Here is a 24705-nt window from a genome sequence, read left to right on the forward strand (position 1 = left end):
TCTTGACGTCTCTTGGTGTCTCTTGACGAGGTTCGCCCACCCCCCTACATTGCTTCCAGATAGTAGAAAATAGATTCCGCAATACGGAATGCTGCGGATCTGAACCTCTGGAGACTGTGCTCACCGCGGGGCGCGACGGGAGTACGCATCCGACAGCCGAAGCAGGAGTACTCGATGGCCCGTATGACCGCTGCCCGCGCGGCAGTTGAGATCCTCAAGCGCGAGGGCGTCACCGACGCCTTCGGGGTGCCGGGCGCGGCGATCAACCCGTTCTACAAGGCCCTTGAGGAGGGCGGCGGCATCAGCCACACCCTCGCCCGCCACGTCGAGGGCGCCTCGCACATGGCCGAGGGCTACACCCGCACCCGGCCGGGCAACATCGGCGTCTGCGTCGGCACCTCCGGACCGGCCGGCACGGACATGATCACCGGGCTGTACTCGGCCATCGGGGATTCCGTGCCGATCCTGTGCATCACGGGCCAGGCGCCCACCCACGTGATCCACAAGGAGGACTTCCAGGCCGTCGACATCGCCTCCATCGCCAAGCCGGTCACCAAGATGGCCGTCACCGTCCTGGAGGCCGCGCAGGTCCCCGGCGTCTTCCAGCAGGCCTTCCACCTGATGCGCTCCGGCCGCCCGGGACCGGTCCTGATCGACCTGCCGATCGACGTCCAGCTCACCGAGATCGAGTTCGACCCGGAGACGTACGCGCCGCTGCCGGTCTACAAGCCGGCCGCGACCCGCGCCCAGATCGAGAAGGCGCTCTCCTTCCTGCTCGCCGCCGAACGCCCGGTGCTCGTCGCCGGCGGCGGTGTCATCGGCGCCGACGCCGCCGACCTGCTGGTGGAGTTCGCCGAGCTGACGCAGACCCCGGTCATCCCCACCCTGATGGGCTGGGGCACGCTGCCCGACGACCACGAGCTGAACGCGGGCATGGTCGGCGTGCAGACCTCGCACCGGTACGGCAACGCCACCTTCCTGGAGTCCGACTTCGTCCTCGGCATCGGCAACCGCTGGGCCAACCGGCACACCGGCTACAAGCTGGACGTCTACCGGCAGGGCCGCACGTTCGTCCACGTCGACATCGAGCCCACCCAGATCGGCAAGATCTTCCCGCCGGACTACGGGGTGGTCTCCGACGCGAAGGCCGCGCTGGAGCTGTTCGTCGAGGTGGCGAGGGAACTGAAGGCGGCGGGCCGGCTCCCCGACCGCGCCGACTGGGTCGCCTCCACCCAGGAACGCAAGGCCACGCTGCTGCGCCGCACCCACTTCGACAACGTGCCGATGAAACCGCAGCGCGTGTACGAGGAGATGAACAAGGCCTTCGGCCCGGACACCCGGTACGTCACCACGATCGGCCTCTCGCAGATCGCCGGCGCCCAGATGCTGCACGTCTACAAGCCGCGGCACTGGATCAACTGCGGCCAGGCGGGCCCGCTCGGCTGGACCATCCCGGCCGCGATCGGCGTCGCCAAGGCCGACCCGGACGCGCCGGTCGTCGCGCTCTCCGGCGACTACGACTTCCAGTTCATGATCGAGGAACTGGCGGTCGCCGCGCAGCACCGGATCCCCTACGTCCACGTGCTGGTGAACAACGCCTACCTGGGCCTGATCCGGCAGGCGCAGCTCGGCCTGGACATCAACTTCCAGGTCAACCTGGAGTTTGAGAACATCAACGCGCCGGAGCTGGGTGTCTACGGCGTGGACCACGTCAAGGTCGCCGAGGGCTTGGGCTGCAAGGCCATCCGGGTCACCGAACCCGGCCAACTGGGCGCGGCCTTCGAACAGGCGAAGAAGCTGGCCGCGGAGTACCGGGTGCCGGTGGTCGTCGAGGCCGTCCTGGAACGCATCACCAACATCTCGATGAGCCGCACCATGGACATCAGCGAGATCACCGAGTTCGAGGACCTGGCCACCGAGCCGGCCCACGCGCCGACATCGATCAAGCCGCTGAAGGTCTGACACCTCCCGCTCCGGCCGAGGGGCGGCCCGCCCAGTGCGACGGGCCGCCCCTCCGCGCTGCCCGCACACCCTGCCCAGGAGGACCAGCCCCCCGACCGACCGGCCCGCGTGCATGCAGGAGACCGGCACCGGAAGTCCGCCGTGCGGCGTGGGCCCAGGAAGGCTCGTCCCCAGCCGTCCCGCCGTAGCAGACCTGACGCCTCCCGGCCACGCACACCAGGGCGGCCCGCCATCGAGACGGGCCGCCCTCCGCACTGCCCGCACACACCGTCCGGACCGCCGCCCCCGGCCAGGGCGTGCTCCGTGGCGGCGCCCCGGCCGGCAACCGGCGGGCTCGCACGGTCAGTGGGGGGCAGCACCGACTTGCCGCCACAGCTTCCGCAGCACCCTCCGGGTGAGGCCGGGCCCCGGCAGGACCGTTCGCAGCGGTCCCGCCGCGCCTGCCTCGCCGAGCGCCTTCCGCCCGCCGCACCGTGCCGGCGCTCGCCGTATGTCCTCGCTGCCGGTTGGGGGGAGTAAAGAGCCGTCGCACAGATCTCGCGGCGCACTCCGGCCGTGCAAGGTGAGCCCCGGCGGGGCCATCCGTGGCCCGCCGTGCCCGGTTCGTCGGGCGTCTCTCGCGCGCTGTAGCGGGTCGGCAGCCGTCGCGTGCCCCGGCGGGCGGTGGGGGTGGAGAGGGCCGTCGTGGAGTTCTCGCGGCGTGCCCTGGCCGCGCGGGGTGGGCGCCGGCAGGACCGTCCGCAGCGGTCCCGCCGTGCCCGGCTCGGCGCGCAGCTCGCCGAGGGTCTCTATGGTCGATATGCCGCCGGATCGGCGTCGTACGACCATGCGGCACCCCCCGGACGGGGCCCGCCACCCCCGTGCCGGCGGGCCCCGCGTGACGGATATGTGCCCGTGCCGGGCGGTGGCCGAAGCGTCGGGTGTCGATGTTCAGAGGTTGATTTGAGGCTTGCGTAGCCCGGCTACGGCCCGTGCCGTACGCGAGGCTGTCACAGTTCCTGGTCCGAGAGGCCGGGCCAGTCGTCCGGGCCGCCGCCCTGCCATTCGATGAGGTCGCTCTCCTCGACCTCGATCCGGTCCAGGTCCGCCAGCCGCAGGATCTCCACGACGTCGTCCAGGTGGGAGGCGATCCCCAGCGTCACCTCCCCCTCGGTGACCCGCCGGGAGCCGTCCAGCGCGGGCGAGTGGACCACGATGTGCGGATACCGCGTCGGATTGCCCATGGGTTCAGCCTCCTGCGGAAGCCGGGCCCGCGCACCCCGGGCCCACGACGCGCGAAGCGCCCCCTGGGGCAGGGGGCGCTTCGGGCACCGTGTGGTGGCCGTCCGACGGCGCGAGGCTGGGCGCGACAGGTCGTTCGCGCCGCCGGACGGAGGGGGTGGCCCCCCGGAAGGGGGGCTGGGTGGGACCGTGGTGGGTGCGATGGACGGCGGGGCCCTTCCCTCTGGTCGAGAAGGGGACCCGGGTCCTTCACCACCGCACTGGCTCGCACGCCACCACGGTCCTCGCCCTGCCCGCGCGTCCACCGGCGACCACCCCTCATCCGGGTCGTCCGGTGCCCCGCGCGGACCGCGTGCGAAGTCATGACCTCCCGTCAGACTCCGTACGCAGCTTGGGTTTTCTCGGCGATCAGTCCTCGCGCAGGGCGTGGACCGCCTCCGCCACGCGCCTGCCGTACTCGGGGTCGGCGGCGTGGAAGTGGGCCAGGTTCCGTTCGACCACGTCGTTGCGGGAGACCTGCGACAGGCCGCCGGCGATGGTCGCGATCAGACGGGCCCTGGACTCCTCGGGCAGCAGCCGGTACAGCTCGCCCGCCTGGTAGAAGTCGTCGTCCTTGGTGTGCGGCGGCGCCACGTGGTTGCCGGTGTGGCCGGCGACCGGCAGCGGGGCCGACAGCGGGCGGCCGGTCTCCACCGGGCCGTCGTAGGAGTTCGGCTCGTAGTTCTTGGCGTCGCGGCCCTGGCCGTTGACCGCCATGAGGCCGTCGCGGCCGTAGTTGCGGGCACCGCCCGGGACCGCCTTCGGGGCGTTCACGGCGAGCAGGGTGTGGTTGACGCCCAGCCGGTAGCGGTGCGCGTCCGCGTAGGCGAACAGCCGGCCCTGGAGCATCTTGTCGGGCGACGGGCCAATGCCGGGGACGAAGTTGTTCGGCGAGAACGCGGCCTGCTCGACCTCGGCGAAGACGTTGTCCGGGTTGCGGTTCAGCACCAGGCGGCCCACCCGCCGGCGCGGGTAGTCCCGGTGCGGCCACACCTTGGTGAGGTCGAACGGGTTGAAGCGGTAGCCGTCCGCTTCGGCCGCCGGCATGATCTGGACGTACAGCGTCCACGACGGGTGCACACCGCGCTCGATGGCCTGGAGCAGGTCCGTCTGGTGCGAGTTGGGGTCCCGCCCCGCCAGCTCGGCGGCCTGCTCGCCGGTCAGGCAGCGGATGCCCTGGTCGGTCTTGAAGTGGTACTTGACGAAGAAGGCCTCGCCCGCCTCGTTCGTCCACTGGTAGGTGTGCGAGCCGAAACCGTCCATGTGCCGGTACGACGCCGGGATGCCGCGGTCGCCCATCAGCCAGGTCACCTGGTGCGTGGCCTCGGGGGAGTGGCCCCAGAAGTCCCAGACGTTGTCCGGCTCCTGCCTGCCGGTGAACGGGTCGCGCTTCTGCGAGTGGATGAAGTCGGGGAACTTGACGGGGTCCTTGATGAAGAACACCGGCGTGTTGTTGCCGACGAGGTCGTAATTGCCGTCCTCGGTGTAGAACTTGACCGCGAAGCCGCGCGGGTCCCGGACCGCGTCCGCACCGCCGAGCGAGTCGGCGACCGTCGAGAAGCGCAGGAACACCTCGGTGCGCTTGCCGATCTCGCCGAGGAAGTCGGCGTGCGTGTGATCGGTGACGTCGTCGGTCACCTCGAAGTACCCGTAGGCGCCGGAGCCGCGGGCGTGCACCACGCGCTCCGGGATCCGCTCCCGGTTGAAGCGCGCGAGCTTCTCCAGGAGGTGCTGGTCCTGGATCAGGAGCGGCCCGCCGACGCCGGCGGAGGCGGAGTTCTGGTTGTCGGCGACGGGGGCGCCGGACTCGGTCGTGAGCACGGGCTTCGACATGGGGACCTTCCGGACGGGACTGCTGAGGCCTGGGACGGTGGACCGAGCGTAGGAACGCCCGACCAGGGGAGTCAACAGTTTGTTGAAGTCATGTTCAACGTTTTGTTGAACGATGAGGCAGGGGTGGTTTCCGGGCCGCGGCGACGCCTGGGCGCGACAGGACAGGTGTCGGCGGCGCCACGGCCCGGAAGTCTCGGGAGGGCGGTCAGACCCGGGCGCCGGACAGGCGCTCCACGGCCCGCAGCAGCGCCGAGTGGTCCAGGCCGCCGTCACCCTGGGCGCGCAGCGCGGCCACGAGCTGGGCGACCACGGCGCCGACCGGCAGGGCCGCGCCGACGTTGCGCGCGGCGTCGGTGACGATGCCCATGTCCTTGTGGTGCAGGTCGATCCGGAAGCCGGGCGTGAAGTCGCGGTTCAGGAAGTTGTCCTTCTTCCGCGTCAGCACCGTGGAGCCCGCGAGGCCGCCGTTCAGGACGTCGAGCGCGGCCGTCAGGTCCACGCCGGACTTCTCCAGGAAGACCACGGCCTCGGCGCACGCCTGGATGTTCACGGCGACGATCAGCTGGTTGGCGGCCTTCACGGTCTGCCCGGAGCCGTGCGGGCCGCACAGCACGATGGTCTTGCCCAGCGCGTCGAAGACCGGCTTCGCCTCGTCGAAGTCGGCCTGCTCGCCGCCGACCATGATCGACAGGACGGCCTCGACCGCGCCGGCCTCACCGCCGGACACCGGGGCGTCCAGGACGCGGATGCCCTTGTCCTTCGCGGCGGCGGCCAGGTCCACCGAGGTCTGCGGGGTGATCGAGGACATGTCGATCAGCAGGGCGCCGGACCGTGCGTTCTCCAGGATGCCGTCCGGGCCGTAGGCGATGGCCTCGACCTGCGGGGAGGCGGGCACCATGGTGATCACCACGTCGGCGTCCCGCACGGCCTCGGCGAGGGAGGCGGCGGCCGTGCCGCCCGCGGCGGCCAGGCGGTCCAGCTTCTCCCGCTCCAGCGTGAAGCCGGTGACCTGGTAACCCGCCTTGATCAGGTTCTCGGACATGGGGGAGCCCATGATGCCGAGGCCGATCCAGGCGATCTTGGGAAGAGTGCTCATTCGGGGGTGCCTCTCTAGCTGCTCTGCGACGTCGGGGTTCAGCGGGCGGCGCGCGCCTCGCGCGGGAGCCAGTCGAAGGACTCGGCGCTGGGACGGTCGCCCGGCTTGTACTCCAGGCCGACCCAGCCGTCGTAACCGCTCTTCCGCAGCTGGTCGAGCAGCTCCTCCAGCGGGAGCGAGCCCGTGCCGGGGGCGCCGCGGCCGGGGTTGTCGGCGATCTGCACGTGCCCGGTCCGCGCCGCGTACCGCTCGATCACCGCGGGCAGGTCCTCGCCGTTCATGGACAGGTGGTAGAGGTCCATGAGGAACCTGGCGTTGTCGAGGCCCGTCGCCGCGTTGACCTTGTCCACGATCTCGATCGCCTTCGGCGCGCTCACGATCGGGCACGTGGGCGACTCGGGCCGGTTGAGGGCCTCGATCAGGACCGTCCCGCCGACCCGGCCGACCGCGCGGGCCGCGAGGACCAGGTTCTCCAGGGCGAGCGCGTCCTGCTCGGCCGGGTCCACGCCGTCGACGCGGTTGCCGTACAGGGCGTTGAACGTCGTGCAGCCCAGGGAGCCGGCGAAGGCGATGGCCACGTCGATGTTGGCGCGGAACCTGTCCGACTCCTCGCCGGGCACCGACAGGGCGCCGCGGTCGGGGCCCGGCAGCTGTCCGGCGTAGAAGTTGAGGCCCGTGAGCCGGACGCCCGCGTCCTCGATCGCCCGCCTCAGGGCGTCGAGTTCGGACTGCTCGGGGGCGGGGGTCTCGATCCAGGGCCACCACAGCTCGACCGCGGTGAAGCCGGCCGCGGCGGCGGCCGCGGGGCGCTCCAGGAGCGGGAGTTCCGTGAAGAGGATCGACAGGTTGACGTTGAAGCGCTGGTCTGCGAATCCCATCGGGGGCCGCGCTCCCTTCCGGTTGCGTTCTGTATTCCGTATTGCGGAAGTTCGTTTCTGCTTAACGGAAGATTGCCGCCGTGTGTCGCCGCTTGTCAAGGGGGGTCGGGGGTTCTTCCTGGCCGGCCTGCCCGAAAACCCGTACGGGCGTTAGGTTGTGCGCGTGCGATTGAGAGTGGAGTTCACGACCGAGCCCTTCGACCTGGACGTGGCGCCGGCGCACGCCCTGGTCGCGCGCGAGGTCATCGAGACGGCCGAGCTGGACGCCGTGGACGTGGGTCCCTTCGGCAACACCGCCGAGGGGGGCTCGGACGGTGTGCTCGAAGCCGTCGACGCGCTGCTGCGCAGGACCCTGGACGCCGGGGCGACCCGGATCTCGCTCCAGGTCAGCGTGATCGCGGACGAGGCCGGGGAGGGTGATAGGTGACCGGGGACGAGCCCTTCATCGCGGCGGTGAAACCGCTGGTCGACGCGATGGGCGGAGAGATCCTGCCGCCCGACGAGGCCGGCCCCGAGGACGTCGTGCTCGCCTGGGAGGGTGCCGACGTCGTCGCCGTGCGCCTGCCCCAGCTCGCCGACTCGCTCGACCACATCCTGGCCGCGATGGAGCGCCGCAAGGGCGTGCCGCTCGCCGACCTGGACCGCAGGGCCAAGCAGGAGATCGTCCGGGCCCTGGAGGCCCGCGGGGCCTTCTCGGTCCGGCATGGCGTGGAGACCGTCGCCGGCGCCCTCGGCGTCAGCCGCTTCACGGTCTACAACTACCTCAACCGGCAGAAAGACAGCTGACCGAGTTCGCGGGAGCCGCCGTCCGGGTAGACCCCGGCGGCGGCTCTCGGCGTTCCCGAAACAGCCGCTCGGGCGCTGTTGGTCAAGTGCCCGTATTGGTTACGCGGAATTTTCAACAAACTGTTGACGCAGTGTTTCCGAGGGCGTTAGCTATCCGCAGCCCGTTCAGCACAAGGCCACGGAGGCACCCGTGACGTCGACTTCCACGCCGCCGGGCCTGGCCCGCTTCAACGCCTCGGAGGAGGACGCCGCGCTTGCCGCGCTGCACGAGGTGTGCGGCTCCACGGCCTGGGCACGGCGGCTGCTGGCCGCCCGCCCCTACGCCACCCCCGAGGACCTCTACACGGCCGGTGACGCCGCCATGGCGGAACTGACCGCGCGGGACCTGGCGGAGGCGATGGCCGGGCACCCGCCGATCGGCCGCCCCAAGCCGGGGGACCCCACCTCGGCCCGGGAGCAGCGGGGCATGGCCGGCGCCTCCGACGAACTCCGCGCGGAGCTGCTCGAACTCAACCTGGCCTACCAGGAGAAGTTCGGCCATGTCTTCCTGATCTGCGCCACCGGCCGGACCGGTGAGCAGATGCGGGACGCCGTCAAGGAGCGGATCGCGAACGCGCCGGAGCGGGAGCGGGAGATCGTCCGCGCCGAACTGGGGAAGATCAACCGCATCCGACTGGCACGACTCGTCGAAGAGGACTGACAGCAGCCATGAGCACCAGCACCACCGCCTCGGTGTCCACGCACATCCTGGACACCTCCGTCGGCCGGCCCGCCGGGGCCGTCGCCGTGCAGCTCTCCGCCCGCTCCGGGCGCGACGCGCCATGGCGGCCACTCGGCGGCTCGGCCACCGACGCGGACGGCCGGTGCAAGGACCTCCCGGCCCTGCCGGAGGGGACCACCCATGTACGGCTCGGCTTCGACACCGAGACGTACTTCGCCAAGAAACAAGCCGCGGCCCAGCAGGACGCCCCCGCGCTTCGGGACAGCGAGAACGGCCGGCCGGTGTTCTTCCCCGAGGTCACCATCGCCTTCGCGGTGGTGCCCGGTGAGCACTACCACGTTCCGCTGCTGCTCAACCCGTTCGGCTACTCCGTTTATCGAGGGAGCTGACCGACACCATGACCCGCTTCGTCCTGGGACAGAACCAGTACGGCAAGTCCGAGAACCGCGTTGTCAAGATCACGCGTGACGGCGACACGCACCACATCAAGGACCTCAACGTCTCCGTCGCCCTCTCCGGCGACATGGAGGAGGTCCACCGCAGCGGTTCCAACGCGAACGTCCTGCCGACCGACACCACCAAGAACACCGTCTACGCCTTCGCCAAGGAGTACGGCATCGCCAGCGCCGAGGACTTCGGCGTCAAGCTCGCCCGCCACTTCGTGGACGACAACGAGCCCATCCACCGGGCCCGGATCCGCGTCGAGGAGTACTCCTGGGAGCGGATCGAGACCTCGCAGTCCGGCGCCCGCTTCGTCGGCGCGGAGGACATCGCCCACTCCTTCGTCCGCAAGGGCCAGGAGACCCGCGTCGCGCAGATCACCTACGACGGCCACGGCATCCAGGTGCTCTCCGGCTTCAAGGACCTCACCGTCCTGAACTCGACCAACTCCGAGTTCTTCGGCTTTCTGAAGGACAAGTACACCACCCTCCCGGAGGACCACGACCGCATCCTCGCCACCACCGTCGCCACCTGGTGGCGGCACAACTGGGACGGCGTCGACTCGCACGCCCCCGACTGGGACCGCTCCTACAACGGGGTGCGCAAGCACGCGCTCCAGGCGTTCGCCGAGACCTACTCGTACTCGCTCCAGCAGACGCTCTTCGAGATGGGCGTACGGGTGCTCAACTCCCGTGACGAGGTGGACGAGATCCGCTTCTCCATGCCCAACAAGCACCACTTCCGATCGGACCTGTCGCCCTTCGGGATCGACAACGAGGCCAAGGACGGAGCCGTCTACTACGCCGCCGACCGCCCCTACGGCCTGATCGAGGCCACCATCCTGCGGGACGGCGCCGAGCAGCTCATCCCGGTCGACATGACCAACCTCTGACGCGGGACGCGGGCCCCCGGGCCGGTCCGTCCGGCCGGGGGCCCGCAACACCGGAGGGAACGAAATGGCACAGCCTGCGAAGGGGCCCGCCACAGCCCCCTGTTCCACCCCGCCGGTGCACACCGAGGACGCCGTCACGTCCGTGCACCCGGTCGACGAGAAGCTCCACCCGTCGCGGCTCGTCCCCGCCGCGCTCCAGCACATCGCCGCCATGTACGCGGGCGTCGTCACTCCTCCGCTCATCATCGGCCAGGCCTGCGGACTCGACATCGCGGCCCGCACCCGGCTGATCGCCGCGAGCCTGCTCATCGCGGGCGTCGCGACCATCCTCCAGACCATCGGCGTCAAGGGCCTGGTCGGCAACCGGCTGCCCTTCGTCAACGCCGCCTCCTCCGCCGGCATCGCCCCGATCCTCGCCATCGCCGAGACCACCACCCGAGGGCACCAACTCCCCGCCATCTACGGCGCGGTGATCGTCGCCGACGCCTTCTGCCTGGCGGTCGGCCCGTTCTTCGGACGGCTGCTGCGGTTCTTCCCGCCGCTGGTCACCGGTGTCGTCATCACCCTGATCGGCGTCACGCTGATGCCCGTCCCGGTCACCTGGGCGCAGGGCGGTGACAAGACCGCCGCCGACTTCGGCGCCATGCGCCACCTCGCGCTCGCCGGGTTCACCCTCGCCGTCATCCTGCTCATCCAGCGCTTCGGCAAGGGCTTCGTCAGGCAAGTCGCCCTGCTCCTCGGGCTGTTGGTCGGCACGCTGGCCGCGATGCCCTTCGGCATGGCCGACTTCAGCGGCCTCAGGTCGGCGCCGCTCGCCGCACTGCCCACCCCGTTCGCCTTCGGCGCCCCCGAGTTCCAGCCCGCGGCCGTCCTCTCGCTGTGCATCGTGATGCTGGTGCTGATGACCGAGTCCAGCGCCGGCATGCTCGCCCTCGGCGAGATCTGCGACCGCCGCTCGGACTCCCGCACCATCACCCGGGGCCTGCGCACCGACGGCCTCGCCACCCTGCTCGGCCCGGTCTTCGGCGGCTTCCCCACCTCCGCCTTCGCCCAGAACGTCGGCGTCGTCTCCCTCACCCGGGTGCGCAGCCGCTACGTCGTCGCCGTCGCCGGCGGCGCCCTGCTGGTCCTCGGCGCCTTCCCGGTCCTCGGCGCGGTCGTCTCCCTCGTCCCGATGCCGGTCCTCGGCGGCGCGGGCATCGTGCTGTTCGGCTCCATCGCCGTCAGCGGCATCCGCACGCTGTCCGAGGCCGGCCTCGACGACAGCTCCAACATCATCCTGGTGGCCGTCGCCCTCGGCGCCGGCATCATCCCGCTGGCCGCGCCGACCTTCTACGCCGGCTTCCCGGCCTGGGCGCAGACCGTCCTCGGCTCCGGCATCAGCGCGGGCGCGCTCGTCGCGGTCCTGCTCAACCTGTTCTTCCACCATCTCGGCACCCGGAGCGGCCAGGCGGCTCCGGCACTCAAATCCTCCTAGGGTCCTGCCGTGCCCTCCCCGCGGGCGAACCCCCGTCCGCGGGCCGCCACCGAAAGACAAGGAAGCACCATGGCACCTTCGGCAGCCCAGCGCGTCGTCATCGAGAACTGCGCCATCGCGACCGTGGACGCGGACGACACCGAGTACGCCGCCGGACACCTCGTCCTCGCCGGCGCCCGGATCGAGTCGGTCGGCGCGGGCAAGGCCCCCGAGAACCTGGAGAACGTGGCGCGCCGGATCGACGCGAGCGGCCATCTCGCCACGCCCGGACTGGTCAACACCCACCACCACTTCTACCAGTGGATCACCCGGGGCCTGGCCACCGACCACAACCTGTTCGACTGGCTCGTCGCCCTCTACCCCACCTGGGCGCGCATCGACGAGCAGATGACGTACGCGGCGGCCCAGGGTTCGCTCGCCATGATGGCGCGCGGCGGCGTCACCACCGCCATGGACCACCACTACGTGTTCCCGCAGGGCTCCGGCGACCTGTCCGGCTCGATCATCCGGGCCGCCGCCGAGACGGGCGTCCGCTTCACGCTGGCCCGGGGCTCGATGGACCGCAGCGAGAAGGACGGCGGCCTGCCCCCGGACTTCGCCGTCGAGACGCTGGAGGGTGCGCTCGCGGCCACCGAGGAGACCGTCAAGGAGCACCACGACGCCTCCTTCGACGCCATGACCCAGGTGGCCGTGGCGCCCTGCTCCCCGTTCTCCGTCTCCACCGAACTCCTGCGCCAGGGCGCCGAACTGGCCCGGCGGCTCGGCGTACGGCTGCACACCCACGGCTCGGAGACCGTGGAGGAGGAGAAGTTCTGCCACGAGCTGTTCGGCATGGGCCCGACCGACTACTTCGAGTCCACCGGCTGGCTCGGCGAGGACGTGTGGATGGCGCACTGCGTCCACATGAACGACTCCGACATCGAGGCGTTCGCCCGCACGAAGACCGGCGTCGCGCACTGCCCGTCCTCCAACGCCCGGCTCGCGGCCGGCATCGCCCGCGTCCCGGACATGCTGAAGGCGGGCGTCCCGGTCGGCCTCGGCGTCGACGGCACCGCCTCCAACGAGTCCGGCGAACTCCACACCGAACTGCGCAACGCCCTGCTCATCAACCGCCTCGGCGCCCACCGCGAGGCCGCCCTCAACGCCCGCCAGGCGCTGCGGCTCGGCACCCACGGCGGTGCCCGGGTACTCGGCCGCGCGGAGCAGATCGGCTCCCTTGAGGCCGGCAAGCTCGCCGACCTGGTGCTGTGGCGGATGGACACCCTCGCGCACGCCTCCATCGCCGACCCGGTGACCGCGCTGGTCTTCGGCGCGGCGGCCCCCGTCACGGCGTCCTTCGTCAACGGCCGGCAGATCGTCGCCAACGGCAATCTGCTCACCGTCGACGAGGACACCGTCGCCCGCTCCACCCGCGAGCAGGCCCAGCGCCTCGCCCGGATCGCCGCACAGGGCTGATCCCGGGCAGCATCACCTCCCCGGCGGCGGCCCGGCGAACCCGGGCTGATCCGCGAAGAAGCCGGCCGACCGCTGGACGAGCGCCCGCGCAACCGCCGAGTACGACTGCGGGGTTCGCGTCCCGGCCGGTCGCCCCGCGCGGCTGCCGGGTCGAAGAGGTCCGGCGTCCGGCTGCCAACACGGTCGGCCGCCGGCGTGTAGGAGTCCGGCGGGTCGCGGTGGTGGCCGTCCGGTTGGAGGAGTCCGGAGGGTCACCGTGGTGGCCCGCCGGTCGGAGGAGTCCGGCAGGTCGCCAAGGCGGCCGTCCGGTCGCAGGAGTCCCGTTGGTCGCCGTGGTCGTCATGGTGGCCGTCGGGCGGTAGGAATCCGGTCGGTCGCCCCGTGTGGCCGGGCGGGCGGATGACTCCGGTCGGGAGGGACGGCTCACGACCGGAGCCGTGGATCCGAGCGGGATTCGCGGCAAGCCGTCTCCGGGGCGCGTGCCGACGCGCGCGCCCCGGAACGGTCCACCCCACGACACACCCCCGCACTCCGCTCAGCTCTCCACCCCCGTCACGGTCCCGCACGACCACCCGCACCACCTCCCTGACACCCACGTCCGACGGTGACGTGCTAACCGACCGGAGGAGCCGCCGTGGCCGCCCATCCCGTAGACGCAGACGCCCAACCCGCGGACGCCCATCCCGTGGCCGCCCATCCCGTGGACGAGAAACTCCCCGCCCTGAAAATGGCGACCAGCGGCCTGCAACACGTGGCCGCCATGTACGCCGGGGTCGTCGCCCCGCCCCTGATCGTCGGCGCGGCCGTGGGCCTGTCCGCGACCGAACTGACCTTCCTCACCGGCGCCTGCCTGTTCACCGCGGGCCTCGCCACCTTCCTGCAGACCCTCGGCATCTGGAAGATCGGTGCCCGGCTGCCCTTCGTCAACGGCGTCACCTTCGCCGGGGTCGCCCCCATGACCGCGGTGGTCGCCTCCACCCACGACAAGTCGGACGCCCTGCCGATCATCTACGGCGCGGTCATCGTCGCCGGCCTGCTCGGCTTCCTCGCCGCCCCGGTCTTCTGCAAGGCCGTCCGCTTCTTCCCACCGGTGGTCACCGGCTCGGTCATCACCCTGATCGGCGTCTCCCTGCTGCCGGTCGCCTTCGGCTGGGCGCAGGGCCCCGACTCCAGGGCCGCCGACTACGGCTCGACGACCAACCTCACCCTCGCCGGCGCCACCCTGCTGATCGTGCTGCTGCTGCGCCGGTTCACCCGCGGCTTCGTCAAACAGATCGCGGTCCTGCTCGGCCTCGTGATCGGCACGCTCGTGGCGATACCGTTCGGCGTCACGGACTTCAGCCCCGTCGCGCACGCCGACATCGTCGGCTTCCCGACGCCGTTCCACTTCGGCGCGCCCCAGTTCCAGCTCGCCGCGATCCTCTCGCTGTGCGTGGTGATGGTGGTCTCGATGACCGAGTCCACGGCCGACATGCTGGCCCTCGGCGAGATCGTGGAGCGCCCGGCGGACGAGAAGACCATCGCGGCGGGCCTGCGCGCCGACACCCTCGGCTCGGCGGTCAGCCCGCTCTTCAACGGGTTCATGTGCAGCGCCTTCGCCCAGAACATCGGGCTGGTGGCGATGACCAGGATCCGCAGCCGGTACGTCGTCGCGACCGGCGGCGGCTTCCTGGTGCTGATGGGCCTGTGCCCGATGGCGGCCTCGCTGATCGCGGTCGTACCCCGGCCGGTGCTGGGCGGCGCCGGTGTCGTCCTGTTCGGCTCGGTCGCCGCGAGCGGCATCCAGACACTGGTGCGCGCGGGGCTGGACAAGGACAACAACGTCCTGATCGTCGCCGTCTCGCTGGCGGTCGGCATCATCCCGATCACCGCGCCGGAGTTCTACCACGCCTTCCCGGAGACCGCGAAGATCGTCCTGGACTCCGGCATCTCGACCGGCTGCGTGGCGGCCGTCGTCCTGAACCTCCTCTTCAACCACATCGGCAAGGGCCGCGAGGCGCAGGACGTCACGCATCCCATGGAGGCGGGGGAGGAGATCGCCGCGGTGCGCTGAGCACCGGGCATCACGACGGCCCGGGGCGGCGCGGCGGAAGTCCGGCCGCGTCCGCCCCGCCGGCCGGTTCAGAGGCCGAACAGCGCGAGGTCCGTCGTGAGGTCCTTGAACGTCTCACGGGGGTCGGTGAGGAGTCTGCGCTCCTTGAGGTCCATCAGGCCGCCGACCGCGGTGATCTCGGCGGCGAGGGTGCCGTCCGTCTTGCGGATCTCCTGGACGATGCGGAAGGTCTTGCCGCCGCCCCACTCGAACGCGCAGGTCACGTCGACCTCGTCACCGGCGAGCAGTTCGCGCCGGTAGCGGATCGTCGTCTCCAGGGCGACCGGTCCCACGCCCCGGCCCACCAGCCGGGCCTGGCTGATGCCGGCCGCCTGGAGGAGCGACCAGCGGGCGTGCTCCGCGTAGTTGAGGTACACCGCCTGGTTGAGGTGCCCCTGGGTGTCGGTCTCGTAGCCGCGGACGGTCACACGGACGGAAAACGGGTCGGTCACTGCTTGCCTCTCGCGTATGCGGGTCTCCGGTCGGTCGATCCTGGCACGGCGCTCAGGCGCGGCGCGGCGAGGCCAGCAGATAGCGCCTCCGGGTGCGCGGCTCGGTGTACTCGCCGGTCTGCCAGCCGGCCGCCTCCAGCGTCGCCGCGCAGGCCGCGAGCGCCGCCGCGTCCGGCGCGTACACCGCGACCGCCTCCGGCTGCGGGGTCGCCCGGACCCGGTAGCCGTCCGCGCCGCCGGTCGCCGGGTGGTGCCCGGCCGCCTCCAGGGCCAGCGCGGCGGCCCGCACGAGATGCGTGCGCTCCCAGCCGCACGGCCGTCCCGCGGCGCCGTCGGGGTTGGTCATCCGGCGCAGCTCCAGCAAGCCCTGCCAGGCGCTGTGCACCTCGCGCAGCCGCCCGGGCCCGGAGGGCGGGGGATCCTCCTCGCCGCCGACTCGGGCCGCGAACACACCGGTGGCGGACGGCGGGGCGGCCCGCTCGGGCACCGGCACCCGCGGCGGCTCCGCTTCCGGTGGCGCCTCGCGTATCCGGTGGCCGGCCGGGGTCAGGAAGTGGTCGTGCGGCGGTCTCGGGTGCCGGAACGCCAGCCCCCGCTGCACCAGCGCCGCGCGCTGTGCCTCGGTGCCGCCCCGCAGCCGGCCGGTGACCGGGTCGGCGGCGTCGATCACCCGCCGCTGGGCGGCGGTCGGCTGTCCTGTCACGACGCGCTCCCTCCGGTCGCCGTACCGCGTCGGGCCGTCCGGATGACGGCCTCTTCGCAGCGTACGGCCCCGATCCGACAACGGGCCCCGGCCGGTACGGCTACCGCGGGGCCCGGATGTTCCAGCCCGCGATGACCGGCCGCCCGTGCTCCGTGCCGAGCCGGCTCAGCGTGCCCGTGCCCAGCTGGAAGAGCGCCCCCTGCTGCGGCGGCAGCCCGAGGCGGCGTGCGGTGAGGACACGCAGGAAGTGCCCGTGGGCGACCAGCACCACGACCCCCTCGGTGTTGGCGAGGGCCGCGTCCACCTTTCCCAGCATCCGGTCCGCGCGCTCGCCGACCTGCTCCGGGGTCTCGCCCGGGTGGTCCGGCGGTCCCGGCGCGACCCCGTCCGTGAACAGGAACCAGCCAGGCCGGCCGCGCTGGATCTCCGGGGTGCTCACGCCCTCGTAGCCGCCGTAGTCCCATTCGCGCAGGTCGGAATCGACCCGGAACTGCTGGAGCCCGATCAGCTCGGCGGTCTCCCGGGCCCGCTGAAGGGGACTGACGAAGGCCGCGCCGATCCGGTGCGAGCGGATCAGCGGCACCAGCCGGCGGGCCTCCTCCCGCCCGGACTCGGTCAGCGGCACATCGGTCGAGCCGGTGTGCCGTCCGGACCGCGACCACTCGGTCTCCCCGTGCCGGACCAGAAACAGGTCACCCACGTCAGCGCCCTCCCACTCGTTCCTCGGGACAGTGCCACCGGGCCATCCGGCACCGCCCCTTCCTCGATTCCTTGATCACTCCCGAGACTACTGCCGGTACCCGTGCAGGAAGCGGCCGATGCGGCCGATCGCCGCCTCCAGGTCGTCCGCGTGGGGGAGGGTGAGAATGCGGAAGTGGTCCGGGGTCGGCCAGTTGAAGCCGGTGCCCTGGACGACCTGGATCTTCTCGCGCAGCAGGAGATCGAGGACGAACTTCTCGTCGTCGTGGATGCGGTGCACCTTCGGGTCGATGTGCGGGAAGGCGTACAGCGCGCCCTTGGGCTTGACGCAGGAGACGCCGGGGATCTCGTTGAGCCGCTCCCAGGCCACGGTCCGCTGCTCGTACAACCGGCCGCCGGGTGTGGTGAGTTCGCGGATGGACTGGCGGCCGCCGAGCGCGGCCTGGATGGCGTACTGGGCGGGCGCGTTGGAGCACAGCCGCATCGAGGCCAGCATGGTCAGGCCCTCCAGGTAGTTCCTGGCGTGCTGCCGGGGGCCGGTCACGACCAGCCAGCCGGAGCGGAAGCCCGCCACCCGGTAGGTCTTCGACAGGCCGCAGAAGGTGAGGACGACCAGGTCGGGGGCGAGGGCCGCGACCGAGTGGTGGACGGCGTCGTCGTACAGGATCTGGTCGTAGATCTCGTCGGCGAAGACCATCAGGCCGTGGCGGCGGGCGAGGTCGAGGATGCCCTCCAGGACCTCCTTGGGATACACCGCCCCTGTCGGGTTGTTCGGGTTGATGATGACCACGGCCTTCGTGCGGTCCGTGATCTTCGACGCCAGGTCGGCCAGGTCCGGGTTCCAGTCGGCCTGTTCGTCGCACCGGTAATGGACCGCCTTGCCGCCCGCGAGGGTCGTCACGGCCGTCCAGAGGGGGAAGTCCGGGGCGGGGATCAGGATCTCGTCGCCGTCCTCGACGAGGGCCTGTACGGCCATGGAGACCAGCTCGGAGACGCCGTTGCCCAAGTAGACGTCGTCCACGTCGACTTCGAGGCCGAGGGTCTGGTAGCGCTGGGCGACCGCGCGCCGGGCGGAGAGGACGCCGCGCGAGTCGGTGTAGCCGTGGGCCCGCGGCAGCATCCGGATCATGTCCTGGATGATCTCCTCCGGCGCCTCGAAGCCGAAGGCCGCGGGGTTGCCGGTGTTCAGGCGCAGCACGCTGTGCCCCGCCTCCTCCAGCGCGTTGGCGTGCTCGATCACCGGGCCGCGGATCTCGTAGCAGACCTCACTGAGCTTGTTCGACTGCCGGAACTCCATGCGCCGCTTCCCCTCCGCCGAGTGTGTTGCTTGGTTTTACCAAGTGTGAGCTTGGAAAGTCCAACGACGCGTCTACACTGCGCCGTATGTCACCTCGCCGAAGCTACGACCAGTACTGCTCCGCCGCCCGCGCCCTCGACCTCGTCGGCGACCGCTGGACCCTGCTGATCGTCCGGGAGCTGCTCGCCGGCCCCCGCCGCTACACGGACCTGCACGCGGACCTGCCCGGTGTCAGCACGGACGTACTCGCCTCCCGGCTCAAGGACATGGAGCGCGACGGCCTCACCACCCGCCGCCGGCTGCCCCCGCCGGGTGCCGCGTACGTCTACGAACTGACCGCCCGAGGCGAGCGGTTGCTGCCCGTGTTGCAGGCGCTGGGCCGCTGGGGCGAGGCGGAACTGGGGGAGCGGCGCCCGACCGACGCGGTCCGCGCCCACTGGTTCGCCCTGCCCCTGCTGCGGGGCTTGGCCGGCGAGGGCCTGGTCGAAGTCCGGGTGGACGAAGGAGACTTCCACCTACGCGTCGGCGCCGAGGAGGGTCCGGTGTACGGGGACGGCCCCGCGCCCGGCGAGGCCGACGCCCGTCTCGTGCTGGACGCGGCGACCTGCGAGGCCGTGGCGCGCGGGGAGTTGAGCCTGCCGGAGGCGGTGCGCGGTGGGCGGGTGACGGTGACTGGGGAGAGCCCGCTGGCCAAGTCCCTGCGGGAGACGGCCCCGGTGGCCCGGTGAACGACTGGTGGGACCTCCTGCCGGAGGAGACGCGCGGGGCGGTCGACGCGCACGTGCTGCGTGACCGGCGGATGGCGGCGGTCAGGGCCGCGTTCGAGGCACTGCGACCGCTGGACCTCGGAATTCACGATGCGGTACGGCTCGTCCACGACCGCTACCAGGCCCTTGGTGACCGGGTGCGAAACACGCCCCCCGATCCGCTCGACGTCGACTCGCTCGCCGCGCGCGCCGCCGGGCATCCGGGCCGGGTGGCCGCGATCGAGGCCGTCTGGGACGGCGACACCTTCCGCGACTGGTTCGTGGTCCTCCTCGCGGTGCTGGATGGGCCGGCCGGGGACGGCCACCTGGCGACCGTCCTCTGGCTCCGGGGCGGCCCCGAGCCGAGCACCGCCGCCACCGAAGCGGGACGAGCCCTGGCCGAACGTCTCGGGGTGCCGTTCCATTTCGCGTCCCCGGACGCACCCGACGACCAGGCTCCGCGGTGGCGGGAGACGCGGGGCGGGGCGTGACACGCGTGCGGGAGGGCCACCGGACAGGCCGGCCCTCCCGCACGCGGCGCGCCGGTGTCAGGCGTTCGGCGGTACCCGGGACGGGCGGCCGGAGCCGCGGGTCAGGGTGTAGCCGCCGATGCCGGCGAGTGCGGCGAGGGCCGCGCCGATGGCCGTCCAGACCCAGCGGTCGGACCACCAGCCGGAGGACCAGCCGTCGTCCGAGCCGAAGCTGGACAGCACGGCCGTCTTCGAACCGTCCTTCTCGGCGGCCGACTTGACCGCGATCCCGGGGACGAGCGGCTTCCCCAGCGAGCCGTCCACCGCCGCGGCCCCGCCGATGTCCTTGGAGTCGACCCGGACCTCGGCGCTCACCGGCAGGCCGAGGTCGGCCGAGCCCAGGTCCGCCACGGTCAGCCGGACGTAATAGGTGCCCGGCAGCGGGTCGTTGGCCCACGGCTCCGACCAGCCGCGCACCGTGCGCAGCACACACGCCAGCTCGACCGAGGAGGCGCCCCGCGCGGTGGTGCGGGAGTCGGCGCCGTACTGGCAGGACTGCCGGCGCCGCAGCCCGTCGTACACGTCCAGGCGCCAGGTCTGCGCGCCGTGCGTGTCGGGCAGCTTCACCGTCGCCCGGACGGTGGGCCGTTGGCCGGTGTCGGCGGGGAACGACCAGTACAGGTAGTCGCCGGTGGAGCCCGACGCGGTGGCCTGCTCGCCCTGCTCGATCTCGGTGGCCGTACGGAAGGACGTGCCCGCCTGGGTGGGCGCCTTGCCGTCGGAGCCGTCACCGGACGCGCTCGGGGACGGCGAGTCGGCGACCGCCGGTCCGGCGGCCAGTCCCAGCGCCAGCAGCGCGCCGCCCAGCACTCGTGTGATCCGCATCAGTTCGTCCTCCAGACCGCGACCCGCCAGCGCGACAGCCAGCCCCACACCAGCCCGGCCAGGAAGCCGGCCAGCACCAGCGTGCCGAGCAGCCACCAGCCGCGTCCGAGGCCGAAGGCGGCGACGTCGTGGTGGCCCGAGGGGCCGTCCACCACGTCCACGGTCAGCTCCAGCGGCAGCCCGGGAGTGGTCTTCACCCCGGCCGCCGCCGCGAACGCGTGGGTGACCTGGAGGCACACCGTCTCGGCCGGCGCGTTGTCGTCGTCGCTGTCGGCCTTCGGGTAGCGCAGACCGGTGGACACCGCGTCCGTACGGCCCGTGCCCGCGGCCTCACCACGCACGATCTCGCGTCCATGTGCCGTCACCGCCCGCAGCAGCAGGCCGTAACCGGGCGCGGTGGCCCGGTCGTCGGCCACGCTCGCCGAGGCGCGCAGCTCCTGGCCCGGCTCGACGTCCACCTTGTACCAGCGCTGCTGCCCGAACCCGACCCGGTCGGTGTACAGGCCCGACTTGAGCGCCGGCGCGTTCTCGCACCGGTCCGTGCCCTGGGTCGCCACCGGCGTGACCACCGGATCGGCGGCCCGGTCGACCAACTGGCCCACCCGGTCGCTCAGTTCCTCCTTGTGCCGCACGGAGGTGTACGTGCCGCCGGTCGCGTCCGCGATGCAGCTGAGCTGGTCGCGGGTCTTGGCGTCGGGCACCAGGCCGAGGGTGTCGATGGTCAGGCCGATGCCCTTGGCGGCTATCTCGCGGGCCACCTCGCACGGGTCGAGCGGCTGGCAGGTGTCCTCGCCGTCGCTGATCAGGACGATACGGCGGGTGCCGGTACCGCCGTTCAGGTCGTCGGCCGCCTTCAGCAGCGCGGGACCGATCGGCGTCCAGCCGGTCGGTGACAGGGTGGCCACCGCCGTCTTCGCCTCGGTCCGGTCCAACGGGCCGACCGGATAGAGCTGTTCGGTGTCCTTGCAGCCCTCCTTGCTGTCGTTGCCGCGGTAGTTGGCGCCCAGCGTGCGGATGCCGAGCCGGACCTCCTCGGGGGTCGCGTCCAGCACCTCGTTGAACGCCTGCTTCGCCGCGGCCATCCGGGAACCGCCGTCGATGTCCTTGGCCCGCATGGAACCGCTGACGTCCAGCACGAGTTCGACCTTGGGAGCGTCCTGCTCCGTCTCGTCGGCGACCGCTCCGGCGGGGAACGCGATCCCGGCCGGCAGGGCGGCGAGGAGAGCGCAGACTCCCGCCGCCAGCCGTTGTCTTCTGATCATCGCCGGATCCTATTGATCAGACCGGCCGGGCTCCAAAACGACTTCGGCCGCCGTTCGGTTCAGGACAACGGCTTCGGCCGCCGTCCAGTTCAGTACGACGGGTTCGGCAGCGCGCACCACTGGTCGCCCGGGGTGTCCGGCGAGAGCCGCATCAGCGTCAGGGCCTTCGCAGGCAGCGGGGACTGACGGAGGGCGGTGAGGTCGGGGGTGTCCGGCAGGCCGGGTACGGCGGCGTCGAGAACCGCGCCGAGCGCCGGGCCCGAACCCGCCGTACCGGCCAGGGCGCCCGCGACCAGGGAGCCGAACAGCTTGCGGCGCAGGGCGGTCTCGTCGTCGGTGATCAGCCGGCCGGCGAGCGGGGGCGCGGCGATGCCGTGCCGGGCCAGCCGGGCGGGGCTGATCCGGACGTCGGCCAGGTCGCGGTAGACCAGGCGCCGGGGGGCGCCGTCCTCGGACAGGACGACCAGCAGGTTCTGGCCGTGCGCCTCCAGGGCCACGCCGAGGTCCAGCAGCCGCAGTCCGACCGTGAGCGCCAGCCGGGTGAACGCGGCCAGCCAGTCGGGGGTGTCGGGCAGGGTCGTGGTCGCGAGGGCCGCCACCGGGAGGACGCGTTCGCCGGGCGCCGCGTACCGCTCGGGGGCTTCCCGCAGCAGTGCCGCCAGGTCGGGGGTGCCGGCCGTGACGGCGCCCAGGGTGCGGGTGACGTGCAGCAGGCCGTCGGTGCGCTCCGCCAGCTCCTCGGCGAGTGCCGACAGCGGAGCGGCGGCCCGCACCGAGTACTCGGAGATGTCCCGCACCGAGGACGTCAGCCGGGTGCTCAGCGCGGTCTTCACGTGTGGGCCGCCGGGCAGCGCGAGGGTCCGCAGGGCCATCAGGGGGTGCGCCGGGCGCCACGGCCTGCCCGGCCGCCGTAGCGCGTGTGCCGTCTGCCAGGGATGCGCCGGCACCAACACCGTCGCCCCGTACCGGAGTTCGTCCGGCCACTCGCCGGTGACCAGGCACTCGTCCGCCGGCACCGCGACCGTGCCCAGCTCCACCACCGGTCCGTGCTCGGGACCGTACGCGAGCTGCTCGGCCACCGAGAGGCCCTGGCGGGCGCGGCAGTTGGGGTGGAACGGGTGTCCGTCCACCACTCGCTGCTCCCACTCCCAGGCCTCCTCCGGCCACTCCTTCGGGTGATCCGCACCGGCCCGGGACAGTGCCAACGAGGCCACGCTGTGCGCGAGTTCCGCCGCGAAGGCCGGCCCGTTCGGCACCCCGAGCGCCGTCATCAGGCGAGCGGGATCGTCGTACCGCTCCCGGCCGAGGCGGACTCCGGTGACGTACGCGCTCGTGGCGTACGGGTCGGCCGGCGGCCCGTACAGCGTCCGGCCGTCGGCCAGCCGTACCGCCAGGCTGTGCGCGCCCCGGGTCCGGGCGCTCACCCACGGCAGCGGTTCGTGCCCGAGGGCCCGCCACAGCCGGGTCAGTACGGCGGCCCGGGCGCCCGGCAGCTCCGCCGTGTACCGGGGCGACAGCGCGGGCCGGACACCGGCCAACTCCTCGGCGACCTCGGCCTCGGTGGTGGGGGGTCGGTGCACGGACGGCTCCTCGGGTAGTCGGCGCGGGCGGCGCGGCGGATCGACGGATGGGCAGATCGGCGGATCGGCGGATCGGCCACGAGGCACGATTGTCACGGACGACAGGCCCCGCGACGACAGACATACTGGTCGTCCGGCATCCGGACGGCCCGCGCGACGGATGACGGCGACCCACCGGGCCCCAGGACCGAGAACGAATGGAACGCGTGGACCTCACACCCGACACCGGCGCCGCCGGCCGCCGCGCCGACGCGTACGCGACCGCGCCCCTGCTCAACTGCCTGCTGCGCGAGGTGGCCGAACCCGTCCCGGAGCCTGGCGCGGACGCCCGGCGCCCGGTTCACCGGCTGCCCAGCGGACGGCTGCTGCGGGTGCGCGGCGGACGGCGCCCCGCCGACCCCGAGGTGCGCCGGAACGGCGTCTGGCACCCGGTCGGCCACACCGAGCTGGTCAAACTCGTCACCGAGGAGCTGCGCCGGCACACCGGACTGTCCGGTGGCGACCTGCCCGCCGAGATGATCGACAGCCGGGACACGATCGCCGCCCTGCTCACCGCCCGCGAGCGGGCGACCCCGCCCGCCGACCCCTACCTGCGCTCCGAGCAGTCCCTGCTCACCGGCCACCCCCACCACCCGGCGCCCAAGGCGCGCGGCGGCGGCCCGGTCGCGTCCTGGCTGCCGTACGCCCCCGAGGCGCACGCCCGCTTCCCGCTCGTCCTGCTCGGCGTCCGCGAGGACCAGGCCGTCGAGGAGGGTGACACCCGGGCCCTGGACGCCCTCGGGGACGCGCCGCCCGGCTACCGGCTGCTGCCGGCCCACCCCTGGCAGCTCGCCCTCGTCGGCCGCGACCTCGCCCCCGCCTTCGCCGACGGCCGCCTGCTGCGGCTCGGCAGCACCGCCCGCGACACCTGGCCGACGGCGGCGGTGCGCACGGTGTACGAACCCCGGCGCGACCTGTTCCTCAAGTTCAGCCTGGACGTCCGCATCACCAACGACATCCGCCGCCTGTGGGCCCACGACCTGCGCCGGCTGCGCCGCACCGACCGGGCCGCCGCCCACGCCTTCGCCGCGCTCGGCACGTCCGCCGCCTGGCTCGGCGACCGCGGCTACCGCACCGCCGCCTTCGCCTTCGAGGAACTCGCCGTCCTCGTCCGCGACGGACTGCGGGGCCACCTGCTGCCCGGCGCCACCCCGCTGCTCGCCGCCGGCCTCGCCGAGGGCTTCGCGGGCAGCCCGCTGGCCGCCACCGCGGACCCGGCCGGCTGGTGGGAGGCCTATCTGCGGCAGGTCGTGCCGCCCGCGCTGGCCGCCTTCGACGCCCACGGGGTCGTGCTGGAGGCGCACCTCCAGAACACCCTCGTCGCCGTCGACGCCTCCGGTACGCCCGTCCAGGCGCTGTTCCGCGACGCCGAGGGCGCCAGACTGCTTCCGGACGTCTCCCGCGCGGCCGGCTGGGAGCGGCTGGTGTACTGCCTGGTCGTCAACCACCTGACCGAGATCGCCGGCGCCCTCGCCGAGCACCACCCCGGCCTCGATCCCTGGCCCGCCGCCCGCCGCGAGCTGGCCCGGCACGACCTGCCCGAGATCGCCGCCCTGCTGCGCGCCCCCACCCTGCCCGGCAAGACCAATTTGCTGCTGCGCTGGACCGGCGCGGACGGGGCGGACGCCCGCTACCTCCCGCTGCCGAACCCGCTGCTGTGACCGCCGCTGTGGCCGGCC

23 protein-coding genes are annotated in these 24705 nt (G+C 72.4%); 12 read left to right on the forward strand and 11 right to left on the reverse strand.

The window, feature by feature from the left end; genetic code table 11:
- Positions 1 to 174: 174 nt before the first annotated feature.
- Positions 175 to 1962: a glyoxylate carboligase gene (gene gcl / locus NX794_RS31240; protein WP_258782913.1), complete on the forward strand. Its 1788-nt coding sequence runs from the start codon at positions 175 to 177 to the stop codon at positions 1960 to 1962.
- Between the two features lie 989 nt (positions 1963 to 2951).
- Here the strand turns inward: gcl and NX794_RS31245 are convergent.
- The 4 genes from NX794_RS31245 to NX794_RS31260 all read right to left on the reverse strand — a co-directional run bounded on the left by NX794_RS31245 (position 2952) and on the right by NX794_RS31260 (position 7029).
- A complete protein-coding gene (locus NX794_RS31245; RefSeq protein WP_258782914.1) occupies positions 2952 to 3185 on the reverse strand; it encodes a hypothetical protein in 234 nt (77 codons plus the stop codon).
- A 406-nt stretch (positions 3186 to 3591) separates the two neighbouring features.
- Positions 3592 to 5055, reverse strand: coding sequence for a catalase (locus NX794_RS31250; protein ID WP_258782917.1), 1464 nt, complete (start codon positions 5053 to 5055; stop codon positions 3592 to 3594).
- Positions 5056 to 5260: 205 nt separating this feature from the next.
- Positions 5261 to 6151: a 2-hydroxy-3-oxopropionate reductase gene (locus NX794_RS31255; RefSeq protein WP_258782918.1), complete on the reverse strand. Its 891-nt coding sequence runs from the start codon at positions 6149 to 6151 to the stop codon at positions 5261 to 5263.
- 38 nt (positions 6152 to 6189) lie between these two features.
- Positions 6190 to 7029 carry a TIM barrel protein gene (locus NX794_RS31260; RefSeq protein ID WP_258782920.1) on the reverse strand — a complete coding sequence of 280 codons (840 nt, stop codon included), beginning with the start codon at positions 7027 to 7029 and terminating at the stop codon, positions 6190 to 6192.
- Positions 7030 to 7192: 163 nt separating this feature from the next.
- Here NX794_RS31260 and NX794_RS31265 point away from each other — a divergent pair, with 163 nt between their 5' ends.
- From NX794_RS31265 to NX794_RS31300, 8 genes are all read left to right on the forward strand, one after another.
- A complete protein-coding gene (locus tag NX794_RS31265) occupies positions 7193 to 7456 on the forward strand; it encodes a hypothetical protein (RefSeq protein WP_258782921.1) in 264 nt (87 codons plus the stop codon).
- 47 nt (positions 7457 to 7503) lie between these two features.
- Positions 7504 to 7815, forward strand: a complete 312-nt coding sequence (locus tag NX794_RS31270) for a helix-turn-helix domain-containing protein (RefSeq protein ID WP_428985998.1) — start codon at positions 7504 to 7506, stop codon at positions 7813 to 7815.
- Between the two features lie 190 nt (positions 7816 to 8005).
- Entirely contained in the window at positions 8006 to 8515 is a 510-nt protein-coding gene (gene uraD, locus NX794_RS31275; RefSeq protein ID WP_258782925.1) for a 2-oxo-4-hydroxy-4-carboxy-5-ureidoimidazoline decarboxylase, read from the forward strand.
- An 8-nt stretch (positions 8516 to 8523) separates the two neighbouring features.
- Positions 8524 to 8925, forward strand: a complete 402-nt coding sequence (gene uraH, locus NX794_RS31280; RefSeq protein WP_258782926.1) for a hydroxyisourate hydrolase — start codon at positions 8524 to 8526, stop codon at positions 8923 to 8925.
- An 8-nt stretch (positions 8926 to 8933) separates the two neighbouring features.
- Positions 8934 to 9869, forward strand: coding sequence for a factor-independent urate hydroxylase (gene pucL, locus NX794_RS31285; RefSeq protein ID WP_258782927.1), 936 nt, complete (start codon positions 8934 to 8936; stop codon positions 9867 to 9869).
- A gap of 64 nt (positions 9870 to 9933) precedes the next feature.
- Complete coding sequence (locus tag NX794_RS31290) at positions 9934 to 11346, forward strand: nucleobase:cation symporter-2 family protein (RefSeq protein WP_258782928.1); 1413 nt, start codon at positions 9934 to 9936, stop codon at positions 11344 to 11346.
- A 69-nt stretch (positions 11347 to 11415) separates the two neighbouring features.
- Positions 11416 to 12801, forward strand: coding sequence for an 8-oxoguanine deaminase (locus tag NX794_RS31295; RefSeq protein ID WP_258782930.1), 1386 nt, complete (start codon positions 11416 to 11418; stop codon positions 12799 to 12801).
- 685 nt (positions 12802 to 13486) lie between these two features.
- Positions 13487 to 14854 (forward strand): nucleobase:cation symporter-2 family protein, encoded by a 1368-nt coding sequence (locus tag NX794_RS31300; protein WP_258782931.1) that lies wholly within the window; start codon positions 13487 to 13489, stop codon positions 14852 to 14854.
- A 68-nt stretch (positions 14855 to 14922) separates the two neighbouring features.
- On the opposite strand, the gene NX794_RS31305 is transcribed toward NX794_RS31300, so the two are convergent.
- The 4 genes from NX794_RS31305 to NX794_RS31320 all read right to left on the reverse strand — a co-directional run bounded on the left by NX794_RS31305 (position 14923) and on the right by NX794_RS31320 (position 18044).
- Entirely contained in the window at positions 14923 to 15345 is a 423-nt protein-coding gene (locus NX794_RS31305; RefSeq protein WP_258782932.1) for an acyl-CoA thioesterase, read from the reverse strand.
- 52 nt (positions 15346 to 15397) lie between these two features.
- Entirely contained in the window at positions 15398 to 16048 is a 651-nt protein-coding gene (locus NX794_RS31310; RefSeq protein WP_258782933.1) for a hypothetical protein, read from the reverse strand.
- 100 nt (positions 16049 to 16148) lie between these two features.
- Positions 16149 to 16748: a histidine phosphatase family protein gene (locus NX794_RS31315; RefSeq protein WP_258782935.1), complete on the reverse strand. Its 600-nt coding sequence runs from the start codon at positions 16746 to 16748 to the stop codon at positions 16149 to 16151.
- A gap of 87 nt (positions 16749 to 16835) precedes the next feature.
- Positions 16836 to 18044: a pyridoxal phosphate-dependent aminotransferase gene (locus NX794_RS31320; protein WP_258782936.1), complete on the reverse strand. Its 1209-nt coding sequence runs from the start codon at positions 18042 to 18044 to the stop codon at positions 16836 to 16838.
- An 86-nt stretch (positions 18045 to 18130) separates the two neighbouring features.
- On the opposite strand from NX794_RS31320, the gene NX794_RS31325 reads away from it, so the two are divergent.
- Positions 18131 to 18772: a winged helix-turn-helix transcriptional regulator gene (locus NX794_RS31325; protein WP_258782937.1), complete on the forward strand. Its 642-nt coding sequence runs from the start codon at positions 18131 to 18133 to the stop codon at positions 18770 to 18772.
- Positions 18769 to 19281, forward strand: coding sequence for a hypothetical protein (locus tag NX794_RS31330; protein WP_258782938.1), 513 nt, complete (start codon positions 18769 to 18771; stop codon positions 19279 to 19281). The genes NX794_RS31325 and NX794_RS31330 overlap by 4 nt, the downstream gene beginning before the upstream one ends.
- Positions 19282 to 19338: 57 nt before the next feature.
- Here NX794_RS31330 and NX794_RS31335 read toward each other — a convergent pair whose 3' ends face one another.
- The 3 genes from NX794_RS31335 to NX794_RS31345 form a co-directional block, all read right to left on the reverse strand.
- Complete coding sequence (locus tag NX794_RS31335; protein ID WP_258782939.1) at positions 19339 to 20145, reverse strand: hypothetical protein; 807 nt, start codon at positions 20143 to 20145, stop codon at positions 19339 to 19341.
- Positions 20145 to 21407, reverse strand: a complete 1263-nt coding sequence (locus NX794_RS31340; protein ID WP_258782940.1) for a VWA domain-containing protein — start codon at positions 21405 to 21407, stop codon at positions 20145 to 20147. Before NX794_RS31340 ends, NX794_RS31335 begins: the two co-directional genes overlap by 1 nt.
- 89 nt (positions 21408 to 21496) lie before the next feature.
- Entirely contained in the window at positions 21497 to 22987 is a 1491-nt protein-coding gene (locus NX794_RS31345; protein WP_258782941.1) for an IucA/IucC family protein, read from the reverse strand.
- Between the two features lie 197 nt (positions 22988 to 23184).
- On the opposite strand from NX794_RS31345, the gene NX794_RS31350 reads away from it, so the two are divergent.
- A complete protein-coding gene (locus NX794_RS31350; protein ID WP_258782943.1) occupies positions 23185 to 24687 on the forward strand; it encodes an IucA/IucC family protein in 1503 nt (500 codons plus the stop codon).
- Positions 24688 to 24705: the final 18 nt, after the last annotated feature.

It is taken from the genome of Streptomyces pyxinicus, from assembly GCF_024753135.1.
Taxonomy (GTDB): Bacteria; Actinomycetota; Actinomycetes; order Streptomycetales; family Streptomycetaceae; genus Streptomyces; species Streptomyces pyxinicus.

Excerpts from the sequence above, each read along its gene's own strand:
- NX794_RS31295 (WP_258782930.1), top strand. The coding sequence starts at position 11,416 with ATGGCACCTTCGGCAGCCCAGCGCGTCGTCATCGAGAACTGCGCCATC.
- NX794_RS31350 (WP_258782943.1), top strand. The coding sequence starts at position 23,185 with ATGGAACGCGTGGACCTCACACCCGACACCGGCGCCGCCGGCCGCCGC.
- NX794_RS31270 (WP_428985998.1), top strand. The coding sequence starts at position 7,504 with ATGGGCGGAGAGATCCTGCCGCCCGACGAGGCCGGCCCCGAGGACGTC.
- NX794_RS31250 (WP_258782917.1), bottom strand. The coding sequence starts at position 5,055 with ATGTCGAAGCCCGTGCTCACGACCGAGTCCGGCGCCCCCGTCGCCGAC.
- gcl (WP_258782913.1), top strand. The coding sequence starts at position 175 with ATGGCCCGTATGACCGCTGCCCGCGCGGCAGTTGAGATCCTCAAGCGC.
- pucL (WP_258782927.1), top strand. The coding sequence starts at position 8,934 with ATGACCCGCTTCGTCCTGGGACAGAACCAGTACGGCAAGTCCGAGAAC.
- NX794_RS31290 (WP_258782928.1), top strand. The coding sequence starts at position 9,934 with ATGGCACAGCCTGCGAAGGGGCCCGCCACAGCCCCCTGTTCCACCCCG.
- NX794_RS31335 (WP_258782939.1), bottom strand. The coding sequence starts at position 20,145 with ATGCGGATCACACGAGTGCTGGGCGGCGCGCTGCTGGCGCTGGGACTG.
- NX794_RS31255 (WP_258782918.1), bottom strand. The coding sequence starts at position 6,151 with ATGAGCACTCTTCCCAAGATCGCCTGGATCGGCCTCGGCATCATGGGC.
- uraH (WP_258782926.1), top strand. The coding sequence starts at position 8,524 with ATGAGCACCAGCACCACCGCCTCGGTGTCCACGCACATCCTGGACACC.
- NX794_RS31340 (WP_258782940.1), bottom strand. The coding sequence starts at position 21,407 with ATGATCAGAAGACAACGGCTGGCGGCGGGAGTCTGCGCTCTCCTCGCC.
- NX794_RS31325 (WP_258782937.1), top strand. The coding sequence starts at position 18,131 with ATGTCACCTCGCCGAAGCTACGACCAGTACTGCTCCGCCGCCCGCGCC.
- NX794_RS31320 (WP_258782936.1), bottom strand. The coding sequence starts at position 18,044 with ATGGAGTTCCGGCAGTCGAACAAGCTCAGTGAGGTCTGCTACGAGATC.
- NX794_RS31245 (WP_258782914.1), bottom strand. The coding sequence starts at position 3,185 with ATGGGCAATCCGACGCGGTATCCGCACATCGTGGTCCACTCGCCCGCG.
- NX794_RS31260 (WP_258782920.1), bottom strand. The coding sequence starts at position 7,029 with ATGGGATTCGCAGACCAGCGCTTCAACGTCAACCTGTCGATCCTCTTC.